Here is a 14,761-nt window from a genome sequence, read left to right as displayed (position 1 = left end):
TGTAGCTCGTATCGAGTGCCCAGACCTCGTTTGCCCGATTGATCGTCAGGCCCCGCAACAGATAAGGCCAGATCTTGTGCTTCGCATGACGGCGGCTTGTGTTCGGCTTGCAGTACAGCGCCTCGATGCCCATGCGCTTCATCTGCGTACCGACATGTTTGCGCTCGACCCGGAGCTCCTTCATGTTTGAGCAGCTCACGATCAATCATCGCTTTACGCTCAGCAATCCCGCCTTGCTGAGCGCGCCTTCCAAAAAATCGTTCTCCAGTGCCAACTGCCCGATCTTCGCATGCAGCACCGTCACATCGACCGGAGGCTCGGCTGACGTCTTGCCCGTCTCGAACACTTCGGCAACGCGTTCCTGCGATTGCTTCTTCCAGTCGGTGATCTGGTTCGGATGTACGTTGAACTATTGTGCCAACTCCGCCAGCGTCCTGTCGCCCTTCAGCGCCGCCAGCGCTACCTTTGACTTGAACGCCGGGGAGTGCACACGTCGATTCCGTTTCGTCATTTCTGGGTTCCTCTTTGTCGGCCATTATGGCCGACTCAGGCCCCAGCTTTTTCACTTATCGAATTGTCCGAATTTCCGGCGCCACCTCTCCACCGTGCGCGTCTAACCCCGCATGCCAGGCACGGCTTACCGACGCCGTTTGCCATGTCGGATGCATGTTCTAGGTCACGAAATCCCAGTTTTGCGGCGCGATGTTGTGGGCGTTCATTTCTGGCGCATGCACAAAATCGTCGGCAACCTGTGCCAGCGTCAATCCTTGGTGCATCTGGTTGATCCAGAAAGTGACCCCTGCCGGATCGCCGGCGCGGCCGAAAATGCCTTGATACAACAGTTGGATGTCGTGCGCGGGATTGCCGTTGAACACCATCGGGTGCGCAGCCTGCGATTCGGCCGAACTGATCATGTCGAGCGCGACCTGGCCCAGGGTCACGCCGTTTTGCTGCTGTTGCCCCCAGAAGTTAAAACCCTGCAAGTCCGCCTGGCGTCCCAGCACGTCCTGATACAGGCCTGCGATCGAAGTCAGCGCCGCGCGGTTGTCGACCGCCACAGTGACGTCGGCAAACTGCAGGTTTTCTACATTGATGACCACCACCTGCTGCTGGGGCTGTGCGTTGTCGCTGACGATGATATAGCCGTCGTGCGCTTGCACCGTGTAGTCGGACCGGGCGCCGTTAAAGACGGCGGTGTCGACGCCGGCACCGCCATCCAGCATGGTGGTGCTGGCCGCACCGGGCGCGGCGGCATGGGTGGCCGACGCAGCCGGCGACACGAACTGCAGAACATCGTTGCCGCCTCCCGCGAACACCGAACTGCCGGCGCCGGAGGACACCGTGAAATGCTGGGGGGCGCTGTCGCCGGTCAGGATTTGCCCCGCGGTGCTGCCGATTATGTTGGCCGTGCCGACGATGGCGGCGAAGTCGATTGCTTTCAGTTCGAGCGTGCTGCCTGCGGCCAGATTTTGCGTATCGATCACCAGCGCCATGTGCTGTCCTTCAGTGCTGGTACCGGTCAAGGTCAGCGTGCCGATGGGCGCGATGGCGGTACTGACCGGCACGATGGTCTCAATTAGCAAGGGCACGGTGCCGGGCAAGTGGCTCTGGAATGACTGCGCGTTGCCGGTCAGGTGCGCCTGGTCGCTGGCGGCCTGGCCCGGCGTCGAAGCCTGGATGTCCTCGATCAACTGCTCGAGCGAATTGCCGGCCGGATGGCTCGGGCCACCGCTCGCCGTCAAACCATAACCCGGCGCGAGTTGTGCCAGCAGCAGGTTGCTGCTGCCGGCGGTGACCAACGGAATATCTGCAACGCCGGGATTGCCGCTCGAGTCAACTCGGCTACCGGTGACAATGGGGATCTCCACCTCAGTGCTGCTGCTGCCGCCGGGCAAAGTAACCGGCGTGATGGTGACGACGACGCCATCGACGATGTTGGCCGGCGGCGCTGGGGGCGCCTCGATGGTCAGCGCCAGGGCGGCACTGGCCGCCGATACGTTACCTGCCAGGTCGGTCTGATCGGCAGTCAGCGTATGCACGCCGACCCCCAGCGACGAACTGGTGATGCTCCAGTTGCCGGAGCCATTGGCGGTCGCCGTTCCCAGCACCGTGGTTCCGTTGGTATCGTACAGCGTCACAGTGGCGCCGGCTTCGGCGGTGCCGGTGAGGATGGGCGTGTTGAAGTTGGTGATGTTGTCGCCGAGCGCACCGCTATCGCGCGAGGCGGCCAGCACCGGCGCCGACGTGTCGATGGTCAGTGCCAGGCCTGTGCTGGCGGCGGAGACATTGCCGGCCAGGTCGGTCTGCATGACGGTCAGCGTATGGCTGCCGGCGTCAAGCGTGCTGGACACGATGCTCCAGGCGCCGGAACTGTCGGCCGTGGCCGTGCCCAGCACAGTGGTGCCATCGGTGTCGTACAAGGTGACGCTGGCGTTGGCCTCGGCGGTGCCGGTGATGGTCGGCGTGACCGCGTTGGTGACGCCATCGCCCAGCTTGCCGCTGTCGCTGGCCAGCGTGGGCGCGACCGGCGCGGCGGCGCTGGTGTCGATCACCACCGCCAACCCGTTGCTGGCGGCCGAGACGTTGCCGGCGGCGTCGGTCTGCTTGACGGTCAGCGTATGGCTACCGGCTGACAGCGTGCTACTGGTAATGTTCCAGTTGCCCGAGCCGTCGGCGGTGGCCGTGCCCAGCACGGTCGTGCCGTCGGTGTCGTACAGCTTGACGGTGGCGTTGGCCTCGCTGGTGCCGATGAACACCGGCGTGGTGTTGCTGGTAATGGCATCGCTGCTGGAACTGCCGCTGTCGGTACCGGCGGTCATCGCCGCAGCAGCCGGCGTCGACGGCGCCGTGTGGTCAAGCGTAAAGGTCTGGCCCGACGTGAAGGCGCCGCCAATGAGGCCGACGCCGGAGCCGCTCTGGATGCCGGTGCCGCTGCCGTTCAGGTCCAGCCGTAGCGTGCCGTCGCCGCTGATGCCGGCGACGGTGACGGTGTAGCTGTCGCCGCTGCCGCTGACCGACGCGATAGTGCCGCCGGCGTTGCCGGTCGTGGTCAGGGCGAAGTCGCTCGCATCGACACCGGTAACGGCCTGGCTGAAGGTGACCGTGTAGTTGACCGAGGATGCGGCGGTAGGCACGGTAGCGGACGCGCTGGCGGCGCGCTCGATGGAGGTGATGCCGGGTGCGTCCACAACGTCGATGGAGAAGATCTGGAACGCGTCGTTGCCGGCCGCGTCGGTCGCTTTCACGTAGATATGGTAGGTGCCGGCGGCCAGGTTCTGCGCCGCGATCAGGGAAGTGCCGGAAATACTGAACTTGCCGTTATCGGCGTCGATGGTGCCGTTGCCGACGGCGAAGCCGTATTGGATCGCGGTGGCGTCGGTGGCCGACAGCGTGGCCACGGTGGCGCCGTTGGCGGCGCCGGACATCTGCACCGTGGTGGCGCTCAGCCCCATGCCGGTCGGGCCGACCGTGTCGAGCGTGTAGGTAAAGCCGCTGGAGGCGGGCGAGACGTTGCCGGCGACGTCGGTCTGCTGGGCCGTCAGCGTATGTACGCCTGTGGCCAGCGCGCTGCTGGTGATGCTCCAGTTGCCGGAGCCGTCGGCGGTGGCGCTGCCCAGCACCGTGGTGCCGTTGGTGTCATACAGGCGCACGGGGGCGTTGGCCTCGGCATGGCCGGTGATGACCGGCGTGCCGACGTTGGTGATGCCGTCGCCCAGCGTGCCGCTGTCGCTGCCGCTGGCCATGGCCAGCGAGGTCGGCGCGGCAGCGGAGGTGTCGATGGTCAGCGCCAGGCTGGTGCTCAGCGGCGAGGTGCTGTTGCCGCCATCGGTCTGCGTCACCTTCAGCGCGTGGCTGCCGTCGGATAGCGTGCTGCTGGTGATGCTCCAGTGGCCGGCGCCGTCGGCGGTGGCGGTGCCCAGCAGCGTGGTGCCGTTGGTATCGTACAGCTTGATAGTGGCGTTGGCGGCGGCGGTGCCGATCAGGGTCGGCGTGCTGTCGCTGGTGAACCCGTCGCCCAACGCGCCGCTGTCGCTGCCGCTGGCGACGGTCGGGGTCGGCGGCGCGGATGGGCCCGGCCGGCCGCCCGACACGATGGTGCTGGAGCTGAAGGTAGCCGCATCGGTGCCGTCCGTTCCCTGGATGGCGTTGGCGTCATTGCCGGCGGTGGGGTCCGTATAGGAAAACTCGATGATGTCGCCGGCGGTGAGCACTGAGGCGCTAAAAGCGATGATCACGGTTTTCGCGGCGCTGTCCACTGTCACGCCGGTCACGGTGGTGCCGGTGCCGTTGATTTGCACGTCGAACGCGCTCGTCGGTGGTGGATTCCCGGCGTCGAGCGTCACATCGAAATGCAGCGTGAAGAATTGCTCGCTGATATAGCCGTCTGAGCTTGAACAGGTTGGTTGCGACATCAGTGGCCTCTTGAACTAGAGATGGTGTTCAAAACAACGTTCGCAGCGCCGAGTTGACCGTGTGAGCGTGGCCAGGTGAATTCGATGAGCGCTTCCACCCGAATTCGACGCGAGATTCGGTGCGATCAAGCGCGTTATCGCCCGTGTTTCGGGTCGTCGGCCAGAATCCCGGCGCATTCACCGCGTGGCACCTGGCTGGCGGATTATGGGGCATTGGAAGTCAAGCCCTTGGGTGGTCTGTTTTCCGTGAGTCATCCGCCATTGAAGCTCGCTCAACGTCCCAATGCCCGCGGCGATCATGTCGGATCCGAGCCGACGCGATGTCTATCCTTTTAACCGATTCGTTAAACGAAGCGCGCAGGCCCGGATTGAGGAATCCGGGCCGAAGGCGTCAGGGCGCTACGCCGGACGGTGGCATGCCGGGACGCGAACGCTACTCTACTTGAAAAAAAGGCGCCTGGGGGGTGCACCCCGGCGCCTTTCCTCTCGATGCTTGCCTTGCCTACTGCTTGAACTGGGCGGGCACTTGCGTCATGACGATCTCGCCGAAGTCCTGGGTCTTGCCGTCCGGCAGGAACTTCTCGCTGGGCGGGAAGGGGTTCGAGGCCGTGGCCATCGGTACTGTGCTCGGCTCGTCGGTGATGCCAAAGTCCGAGTCGTTCGAGATGTAAATCTTGGTCGGGTCGGCCGGATCGACCGCCATGCCTTCGACCTTGTCGTGGCCGAAGTACATGCCCTTCGGATCAATGGCGGTGAAGAGCGCGGCGTAATTGAGGAACCTTCCCTCGGTGCCGACGGTGATGCCAGCGGTGCTGAGCGCTTGCACGGCGGCGGGGGCGTCAACCGTGCCGGCGAGGTCCTCGATGGTCTTGCCGCCCACCTTGAGGCCGATGGTCGAGTCGTAGGTGACCGCGCCGCCGGCGATGGTGGTGCCGATCAGCGGCGATTTCGGGCTGACATCGGTGGCCTTGCTCAGGTCGAGCTTCCACAGGTTCTTGTCGGCCTTGGCCTTGCCGCTCGCCGCGCCGTCGCTGGTGCCTTCGAAGTTGCCGTCGCGTTCGTCGACGATGAAGTTGCCGTCGGGCAGCGCGGTGATCTCGCTCACGGCTTGGCCCTCCGGGTTGCCGGCGCCGTTGGTGTGCAGCGAATAGAGGTACTCATGCACGTCGTTGATCGGGTCGGAAAGCGAGACGTTGACGACGCGCGAGATCGCACCCTTGCCAGAGGCGATCGCGGCGGCGCCGTTCTTGTCCAGCGACGACTGCATGATGCCAACGAGGTACTTGCCGTCGGGTGTGAGGGTGATGCTTTCCATGCCCTTGTTCGGCTTGCGCTTCTTCAGCTCGCCGGGCAGCGGCAGGTTGTTGCCCGACATGGCGGTGGAATAGGGGTTGAACCGCGAGATTTCCTTGCCGGCCGCGCTCGTGGACAGCACGTTGCCGTTCACGTCGTAGATCCGGAGAAGCATCCTGTCCAAATACGGCACTCTTGGATGCCTGATGGGCCGAGAAACGACACGTGAATGTAGTCAAACGCCGATGGCACTCCTGATTTCATCTGGTGAAGGTCCGCTGTTTGAGGCGGACAGTCAAGCATCTCATCCGAGCGACGCAAACTGGCCGATTGTCGTCGGATGCGCGCAATCCGTTCCTTCGCAGTAGTTGATTGATGTTTGAAGGAGGGGAGTTTCGTGTGCTACAGATCGAACCGCCGACTTCTTCCCAAACCTGGCGGTCACCTGGCGTCGTCAGCCTCAGCCTTCTGTTTCACGTCCGAAGCGAGCACCGCCGCACTCAGGTCGCGGACTAGCTGACGCGCCTGCTCCGGTTGCAGCCGGAAGCCGTATTTGCCGGTCACCACGCTAAGAAAACAACCGTATTCCACGGATAGGCGCAACTGGACGCTTTCGCCCGTCGAACCGGTCTGCCAGCCGACGACCGGTGAGGGCAGGCTCGACTGAATTCCGGCGTCTTGTGGTGCCCGATTCCCGACGTGCGACATGCGTGTTCCTGAATTCGTCACTGGTACTGGTGACGGGTTCTCTACGTCCTTCGCGGCTGCCAGCAGACACGTACCCAGCCAGTCCAGATGCCGAAGCGCAGCAGGGGTGAGATCGAGTCGCTTGCGCTGGCTATGTTCCGTGTCAGCAAGCAGAATCCAGCCTTTTCTACGCATCGACCTCAGACGGGCGTGAAGCGTGGCGGGAGAGGCGAGGTCGCGTCTTGCCATCAATTCACTGACGCACAGGTGCGCCCCTTTTTGCTGGGCGAGAGCTACCACCTCCAGGATGCGGGTTTCCAGAGGGTCAAGTGGCGGCAAACCATCCGGCGGCGCTGACGCGCGCTGGAGGAATCCAGAATAGATGTCACTCCGACGTGTCACTGCTGCGAGCACGGCTCGTTGCCACCGTCGACTTCATGATAACTGTAGCGCGGGCTGGCCACTAACCTGCGCCCTCGGCGGCTCGGGCCAGGTCGGCAGTCCGCTGCAGTTCCAGTTCCAGCAATGCCATATTCAGCTCGGAGACCAGTTCCTGAGCCTGGTCACGCGTCAGAAGGACCGTCTCTATGCTCTGTCCCATGTTCGTTGCGTCCGAGAGCGCCCGGCCAATCAGGCGAATGGCGGCCTGCTCGTTCGTTGATTCGGCGTGAATCTTCCAGCGCCCTACTGGGATGAGTGGTCGCGGCATCATGCTTTCGCCCGGACACTGGGTTTTTCTCTGTGTGCCATGTGTGAACTCGAGACTTCAAGACACCCGAAGGTGTGGTGGCGGAAAAGTTGGCTTGGTTATCCTGTCGCCTGCACAACCCCAGCCCTGGGTGGCTTTGGCGGCCGAGCCGCTTCGGTGCTATCACTCAGCCTTGGGCTTGCGCGGCTTCCGGACCTTCTTCACGGGGGCCGGCGTTTCGGCCGCCGGAGCCTTGACGGCACTTACCAGTGCTGCGCTGTAGGCATTTCGGGCAGTCTGCGCAATCGCGAGTTGCTGCTGCAGTCGCGCGATTTCGGCATCGACGACCTGGATGTTCTGGACCTGCGCGTGGGCTTCGGCGGACAGCTTCGCGGTGGTGTAGTTCGTGCCGTTGAGGGTGATGTATTCGGGTAGGGACATGGAGTTACTTGGAAAGGACGTTTTCATTAAAGCGAAAAACCCCGCCTCCTTGTGAGAGACGGGGCTCATCCTGCTTTCACCGACACCGCTCACTTACGCGAGCGGTGCATTCGGGAATACAGGTTAGGCGATATGCAGAACGCCAGCACCTGCTGCCGTGCCAATCGACGAAGCACTCACGCCAACCAGTTCGACAACGTGCGTGGAAGCTGCACCCAACGTGCCGCCGTGCGTCGATTCGACCACGTAGGTATTGCCACCGTTGACGAACGCTGCAACCGTGTCGATAGCGCCGACCACAACCTTCTCTGCTGCGCTGATGAGCTGCGCAACCGTCGCCGTCGAAAGTGCCGAGCCTGCGAACGTAATCAGACCGCTCGAGGTTGTCGCCGTCAGGTTTGCCACGCCGGTTTGCGCTGCGGTGAACGTGGTGGCCGTTGCAATCGTTTCAGTACCGGTGCCACCCGCTGCCGAGAACTTCAGGATGTCAGACGTAGCAGCAGTCGCGCCGACCGCGAAGTTGTTCACCAAGGTGAACGCGCCCGTACCGCCGTCGACGAAGGCACCGTCAGCAATGCTGATGGTGTCGGCGGCAGCGTGAGTTCCCAGCGTGATGGTGGCGTTGCCCGTGGTCGCAGTAGTCAACGCACCGGTGGTAATAGTGCTGCCACCCTTCGTGTTGGCCGACAGGTCAATGACGTCACCAGCAACTGTAGAGTTCTGCAGCGTGATGGTGTTCGCGCCAACCGAACCCTTGACCGCGATGGCATTCGTCGTTGCGAGCGATGCATCCAGCGTGAACGTGCCCGACAGGCTGTGAGCATCGATGACGGAGTTAGCGATCGGGGTCACTGCACCCGTCGCCATCGAAGCGGAACCAACGCCGTCGAACGTGATGCTCGATGCCGAGCCCATGTGGGTCAAGTCGGTGATATTCAGAGTGTCGCCAGCATTGGCCACGTGGAACGCAACGTTCTCGACGCCTGCAACCGTCAGCGAACCCAGTTTCACGACGGACGAACCGGCAACGGCACCTGCCGAGACGCTGTCGTTCACCGTCACGTTGAGCGTGTCGATTTGACCGACCGTGGTCGCACCCTTGATGCCGAGCGTCAAACCATTGGCCGAATAGTCAATCGTGCTGCCTGCACCGGCCGTAGCGTTTGCAGAGTTCCCGATGGTTACGCCGACGCCCGAGGCCAGGTTGGTCAACGACGTAGCCGCAGCAGCACCAACCGTATCATTCACGACAGCGGCCGTGATGGTATTGGTCGCAGCCAGCAGGCTCGCGTCCTGGGCAACACCGCTCTCGACTTGCAAGGTGTTAAAGCCTGTGTACAGCTTTGCGAGCGCTGCAGTGGCGATGTCAGCGGTATTGGCAACGTCCAGCGTGTTGCCCGTACCCGTGCCTGCGTTGATAGATGCGCCCGTGGCGGACAGCACGCCACCGGTCGTCACGAAGTTGTTTTTCGCGCCGCCGACAAACGTAGTGAACGTGGTAGGGTTGGCGAGGGTGACCTTAACGCCGCCCGCAGTCATGCCGGAAGCGTCAACCTTTGTAACTGCGGCGCCAAAACCGCCGGAGATGTCAACCTGGGCCGCAGCACCCGTAACGGTAATCGTTTTCAGAGCCGCATCGGTAATTGCACCAGTGGTCAGGTTCGTTGCGGCGTTGATAGTGAGCGCCGTATCGGTCGCTGCCAACGTCAACCCGCCCAGCTTGTTAGCTGCGCCGGTCGAATTCACCGTCGTCGACGTAATACCGGCGCCGTTAATGGTGGCAGTGCCCGCTTCCTTCACGCCACCCGAAAGATTCAACGTAGCGGCCGTAGCGCCAGCAACATAAGTTGCAATCAACGTCCCGTTGGCAAGCGTACCGTTACCGACGATACCAGCGCTCGCACCCGCAGCCAGGTTTTGAACAACGACGTCACCAGTGCTGGTTGAGTTGACAGCCGTTACACCAGCGATTTTCGATGCATCGAGAGTCGTGGCGTTAGTACCCGAGATACCCGTGTTGCGGATGTTGACCGTTTGGATACCCGAAATTTGGGCGCCTGCGGTAGCGTCAAGGGTTGTACCCGTGTTGGTAATGTTCAGCACGTTACCGGTGCCGTTGCCCTGGATGATGTCAGCCGATGTAAGCGTGTCACCGGTAGTGCCGGGCGTGGCGGTCGCCGAGAAAGCGTTGAACACGGTGTTTCCAGCCGCTGCGCCAACGGCGTTATCCACACCCGTAGTGAGCGTGACCGTCTGTCCGACCGTGCCCGTACCGATGTTCGCGATCGTCGTCGGCAGAGCGGCCGTTGCCGATGCTTCCGTCGTGGTGTCGACAACCGCCGCCACTGCCGCACGAGCGTTGTTCGATGCTGCGGTGCCCGAGTAAGCGATCTCACCAGCAGCCGACTGGCTCAGCGCCGTGGTGAACGCGTCAGCGTAGCCCAGCTTCGCGGCCAGTTCCGTCGCATCCGTACCGGTCGCGCCGTTGTAGATGTTCAGAGCGACCGAAGCCAGCGTGAATGTACCGTTGACGATGCCGTTCACATAGAAGTTCAGGCCGGTCACGTCAGCAGAACGACCGAACAGCGTTTGATAGATCGCGTTGACTTGCGCTGCGGTGCTCGAGCCGCCATACAGAGCGGTCGACTCAGCCGAGTTGCCAAATGCATTGATGATCGTGTTCAGGTTGCCGTTAGCAGCGGTCAGCTGGTTGACCCAAAATTGCTGACCTGCCGGGTCAGCAGGGCGGCCATAGTAGGCCAGATATGCTTGTTGTACTTGTTCAGCGAAGGACAGTGCGGCCATTTGAACATTCCTTAAATAGTTGTCTAATCACACGTGTGACGCGTTGGCAGATCTATGCAGTGGCCGGGGCGACTTACCTACAATTGGCAATAAGCCTTGGCCACCGCACACTGACAACGCACGGCGGATTTTCCATGCCCCGAAGCAAGCAATGTGTGATGTGGCTCACAAATTTGCAAATAGGTAAGAAAAGTTGCGTGCGTAACGTATGACGTCATCAAACGAAGGAAGTCCAGGCGGGAAGATGCCCCATCCTGAGAGGGATGCAGGCCTGCAGAGTGGGGAAGCGGCAGGAAAGTACGGGGGAGAAGTAGGGAGCACCACCAATCTGATGTGAACAAATTGATGGCGGTGCTACAGGGTTCCACCAATCCAAGCTGGAGATCAAATTGGCAGGGATACTGCTATGGCCGCTTGTATCCTGACAAGCAAAGCTACGATAACGTATCCAGCAAGGACGAATTGTGACCGTTATCACATTTCGAAAGGTCGCGACTATTCCTGTTCGTGCGTCAAATCCTTTAGCCAGGCACATCGCCGAAGCGGGGCTGCCTTGCCGCTACTCAGGCCGCCGGTGGCAACAAACTGTCGCCGCGTGCAAGGCAGCAGCAGCCAGGAACCGGCTGAGGATCGATACGCCGACAGAAAGACATCCAACAACGCGTCCCCCTCGTCAGCGTCATCGCGCAGCGTCGCGCGTGCGAGGCGATGCAGGGTATGCGGTGACGCCTTACCAATGAACGAGGGAAGGCCGGAAGCTAACGGATCCTGCCTGGCGCGAGAAGCGATGGCTTAACGAAATTGCCTGTCGCGCGATGTTAGTTGCCGACGAGACCATAAGCACCGAGGAAAAAGTGGCTCGACAGCTCCGGTGCGTCCTTCTCGGCAGCGTCTGGCCTGGAGGCATGCTCCGCGGACACCTGTGAGCCGGCCGTCGGCGCCTGCTCTTCAAGCGCCTGGCTCGCTTGCGAGTGTTCCAGCGCGCCCGCGAGCTCGCGGATCAGGTCCACTATCCGCTCCTGCTGCATCAGGTAGTGTCGGGTTGTCGATGAGCAGACGCTATGGTCCGACTCGTCAGCCACGAACAGGGACAGGCTCACATGGCTCGGTTCGGAGGCCGGCTCAATGGTCCAGTCGACGATCCAGCGTCGGGGACTGTATCGCTTTCGGGCCGCCTTTGCCTTCCTGTTTGACGGGGATGTCATAGATCTAGTTCGGTGAGTGCGTGGCAGCCGACTTGTGAACTGTTCAGTTGCCGTGCCAGGACATCACCTAATTTAGTGCAGATACCGACGGAAGATTGTGCGGGCAAGCACAATCTTCAAAGTTAATTGGAGAAGCATCGGTTCAAAGAAGCCAAGGAGGCCGCTTGTGTCTGCTTGTGTCTGACTGGCGGGCGCAGAATGTCACCCGATCAGATGAGGGATGAGCGCAAGAGTAGCAGATCGACATCGTCGCCGATCAGTTCCGCCTGCTGGTTGTCAATGGGGCCCGCCTCAACGGGCGCCTGCCTCATTAGCCTCGAAAGGCGGGCCGCGCTGGCAGGCGCATTGCCAGAAACCGTCTCCCTGCGTGACCTGGGGGATACGGTTGTCACTATTCAGTGTATGAGCGGCATCGGATTGGCGGCGTTCGCAAGCTGGGCAGTGGGAACAAACCACTGCGCAATTCCGTACAGATCCTGCGGCGACAATATCCCTGCTGCACGTTTGAGTTGCAGTTCGGCCAGCAGGAACTGATAGCGCGTGCGCGCCAGATCCCGCTTGGCCTGGTAGAGCTGTTCTGTCGCCGTCAGTACGTCCAGGTTCGTGCGCATGCCGGCCTGCACACTTTTCTGGGTCGCCGTAATCTGCAGGGTTGCGGACTCCACCGCGCTCCTGAGCGCATCGATGCGTGTCATGCTGCTGACGCACGCGTTGTACTGCTTGCGTAAATCAAGTAGCACCTTGTCGGTCTTGTCCTGCAAGTCGAACTGCGCCCGTTCGTAGTTTGCCTGCGCTTGTTGCGACGACGCCTGCACAAGTCCGCCCGAATACAGCGGTATTGTTATTTCCACTCCGACCGCTTTGGTCAGATAACGCGTGCCGATGGCATCCAGTGTGCTGGACTGGCTCTTCCCTATACTGGCGACAAGGTCCACGCGCGGATAAAAGCCCGCACGTACAATTTTTACCTGCTGCCCCGCTGCCTCAACAGAGTGCCGTTCAGCGATCAGTTGGGCATTATTCTCAAGGGCAATATCCCGCCATTCGTCGAAGCCGAGGGGCGAGGGTAGCGTCGGTTGATAGTTATCCCTGAGCCGGTCAAGGCCGGCGATGTCCAGCGACGCGGGCAAGCCTGTCAGCGCCTCAAGCGTATGCGCCGCGTTGTCGACATTGTCTTGCGCGTCGGCCACATCTGCCTGTGCCAGCTCCGCCTTCGACTTTGTCTCGAGGATGTCGGTGCGCGTGCCTTCCCCGTTTCTGAACATGGCTACGTTGCCCGCGAACTGCTCATCAAATGCCTTTTTCTGGGCAGTAGCAAGTAACAGCTGCTCCTGAGCAAACACGGTGTCCGTATAGGCGCCCAGCACACGTACCAGCAGTTCCTGCTTGCGGTCATCAAACGTCGCATCGCCAGCCAGTGCGGTTGCCTTGCCGTATCGGTAACGCGCAATGCCTTCGAAGTTGATCAGGGATTGCCGCAGCGAAACACCCTCGGAATACGACCCGTAGATCTGATGGGAGAAGTCGAATGGTGGCGGCTGTCCGAGATTCGTTGTATTGGTCACATCGCGGTATTTCGAATAATTCGCCGACACGTTCGGTAGCAGGTAGGAGCGGCCGATCGCAACGTTCGCGTCATCGGCTTCCTTCTGCTTCGCCGCTGCGGCGAACACAGGATCGTGGCCTAGCGCTGCCTCATAAACTTCAGCGAGACCAAGCGCGTGCGCCGCCTGCGGCGCGATGAGCGCGGCGCCGAGCGATATCGCAAGCGCGATGGCGTGCAGTCGTGGGCCGGTGCGGGTAACCCGGCGCGAACCGGCGGAGAACGACCTGCTCCCCAGCAGGGCTATAAGTACACCTTGCACGTCAGTCCTCCGACAATGCGGTGTGCGACCGATCGATGATCGGCTTGAGCAGATAACTCAGCATCGAGCGCTGGCCAGCGTTGACGAACATTTCGACTGGCATGCCAGGCTTCACGTTCAGGTTCTGTAATAGTTTCATGCCCTGCGGCGTGACCTTCGCGCGCACCCGGTAGTAGGGGGCGCCCGTGTGATCGTCCACCAGACGGTCGGCGGAGACGAAGGTCAGCATCCCGGGTATTTTTGGCGTGCTGTTCTGGTTGAATGCGGTAAACATCATGTCGACCGGCATGTCCTTGTGAACCTTGTCGATCAGGTTGACCTGCAACTGGCCTTCGACTTCCAGCGGCTCGCCACTTGGCACCACCTCCATGAGCTTTGCGCCCGCTGCGACCGTGCCTCCATTGGTGAAGACGTTCACGCCCACAACTGTTCCGTCGACGGGAGAGCGGACCTCGGTGTTGGCAAGTTCGAACTCGCTTTCTGCGAGACGACTTTTCAGCGCCTCTGTATCGCGCTGCACCTCACTGAGCTGCGTGCGTACGTCTTTCATATAGTCTTCCTGCAACTGCGTGATGTGCAGGCGTGCTTCGGCCATCTGGCTCGCCAGCTGTCCGGTGCTACCGGTCTGCCGGGAAATGTCGCTGTTGAGCGCGGCTTCCTGGCGTTCAAGATCCTGCAGTTTGCTGCGTGGCACGTAGCCTTCGCCCGCGAGCCGCCGTACGCCGGCCAGTTGATCCTGTAGCGTTCTGCGCTCGGCCAGTTGCTGTACCTGTGAGTCGCTCTGACCAGCCAGCTGTGCACGATAGCCGGCAATGTTCTCGAGCAGCGCGCCGATTGACGCCTTGAGTGCCAGTCGGCGTGAAATCAGCAGTTGCTGCTGTAGCCTCACGTCGTCTTCAGCTTCCTCGTTATGGGCCGCCACCCGGTCCATCAGCTCGGGCGGAAATGCGATGTCCTTCATATTCGTCGCCTCGGCGACGAGGCGCGCTTTCGTTGCCAGCTCCGTCAGATATTGCGCCCAGATGGTGGCGGCCTGGGACCTCGTCTGGACGTCGTTCATCCTGACGAGCACCTGCCCGGCCTTCACTTCGTCGCCATCCTGCACGAGAATGTCGCGAATGATGCCGCCGGTCGGATGCTGGATTGTCTTGCGGTTACCTGCAACGACAACTGTTCCCTGAACTGCCGTACCTTTGCTAAGGGGCGCTAATGAGGCCCACAGGAGCGAACCTACAACGCCCACCAGAACGACGGTCCAACCGAGTTTGACGTATCGGGATTCATCGACATCGACAACGGGCGGCAATGCGGTGCCGAGCACCTCGACAGCAGGCACCGCCGCTTTCTTGCTTGAGAAATTGAACA

At 61.5% G+C, this 14,761-nt stretch carries 9 protein-coding genes and 1 pseudogene; all 10 read right to left on the bottom strand.

What is annotated here, in order from left to right; all coding sequences use genetic code 11:
* Positions 1–511: pseudogene (locus P0D89_RS10165) on the bottom strand (transposase); the annotation flags it as partial.
* Positions 512–671: 160 nt separating this feature from the next.
* Positions 672–4,412, bottom strand: a complete 3,741-nt coding sequence (locus P0D89_RS10160; RefSeq protein WP_408376504.1) for an Ig-like domain-containing protein — start codon at positions 4,410–4,412, stop codon at positions 672–674.
* Between the two features lie 502 nt (positions 4,413–4,914).
* The gene (locus P0D89_RS10155) at positions 4,915–5,859 is read right to left on the bottom strand and encodes an esterase-like activity of phytase family protein (protein WP_408376503.1); all 945 of its coding nucleotides are present in this window, start codon (positions 5,857–5,859) and stop codon (positions 4,915–4,917) included.
* Positions 5,860–6,146: 287 nt separating this feature from the next.
* A complete protein-coding gene (locus P0D89_RS10150) occupies positions 6,147–6,413 on the bottom strand; it encodes a hypothetical protein (RefSeq protein ID WP_408376502.1) in 267 nt (88 codons plus the stop codon).
* 442 nt (positions 6,414–6,855) lie between these two features.
* Entirely contained in the window at positions 6,856–7,104 is a 249-nt protein-coding gene (locus P0D89_RS10145) for a hypothetical protein (protein WP_408376501.1), read from the bottom strand.
* Between the two features lie 159 nt (positions 7,105–7,263).
* On the bottom strand, positions 7,264–7,521 hold the full coding sequence (locus P0D89_RS10140; RefSeq protein ID WP_408376500.1) for a hypothetical protein: 258 nt from the start codon (positions 7,519–7,521) through the stop codon (positions 7,264–7,266).
* 123 nt (positions 7,522–7,644) lie between these two features.
* Positions 7,645–10,326 (bottom strand): beta strand repeat-containing protein, encoded by a 2,682-nt coding sequence (locus tag P0D89_RS10135; RefSeq protein ID WP_408376499.1) that lies wholly within the window; start codon positions 10,324–10,326, stop codon positions 7,645–7,647.
* 818 nt (positions 10,327–11,144) lie between these two features.
* Positions 11,145–11,531: a hypothetical protein gene (locus P0D89_RS10130; RefSeq protein WP_408376498.1), complete on the bottom strand. Its 387-nt coding sequence runs from the start codon at positions 11,529–11,531 to the stop codon at positions 11,145–11,147.
* Positions 11,532–11,926: 395 nt separating this feature from the next.
* Complete coding sequence (locus P0D89_RS10125; protein WP_408376497.1) at positions 11,927–13,396, bottom strand: TolC family outer membrane protein; 1,470 nt, start codon at positions 13,394–13,396, stop codon at positions 11,927–11,929.
* 1 nt (position 13,397) lies between these two features.
* Positions 13,398–14,717 (bottom strand): HlyD family type I secretion periplasmic adaptor subunit, encoded by a 1,320-nt coding sequence (locus tag P0D89_RS10120; protein WP_408376496.1) that lies wholly within the window; start codon positions 14,715–14,717, stop codon positions 13,398–13,400.
* Positions 14,718–14,761 lie beyond the last annotated feature (44 nt).

Source organism: Paraburkholderia sp. RL18-085-BIA-A, assembly GCF_046027075.1.
Classification (GTDB): domain Bacteria; phylum Pseudomonadota; class Gammaproteobacteria; order Burkholderiales; family Burkholderiaceae; genus Paraburkholderia.
Note: the sequence above shows the minus strand (reverse complement) of the source record. Positions and strands in the feature narration are given on the sequence as shown.

Excerpts from the sequence above, each read along its gene's own strand:
- P0D89_RS10160 (WP_408376504.1), bottom strand. The coding sequence starts at position 4,412 with ATGTCGCAACCAACCTGTTCAAGCTCAGACGGCTATATCAGCGAGCAA.
- P0D89_RS10140 (WP_408376500.1), bottom strand. The coding sequence starts at position 7,521 with ATGTCCCTACCCGAATACATCACCCTCAACGGCACGAACTACACCACC.
- P0D89_RS10130 (WP_408376498.1), bottom strand. The coding sequence starts at position 11,531 with ATGACATCCCCGTCAAACAGGAAGGCAAAGGCGGCCCGAAAGCGATAC.
- P0D89_RS10145 (WP_408376501.1), bottom strand. The coding sequence starts at position 7,104 with ATGATGCCGCGACCACTCATCCCAGTAGGGCGCTGGAAGATTCACGCC.
- P0D89_RS10135 (WP_408376499.1), bottom strand. The coding sequence starts at position 10,326 with ATGGCCGCACTGTCCTTCGCTGAACAAGTACAACAAGCATATCTGGCC.
- P0D89_RS10150 (WP_408376502.1), bottom strand. The coding sequence starts at position 6,413 with ATGTCGCACGTCGGGAATCGGGCACCACAAGACGCCGGAATTCAGTCG.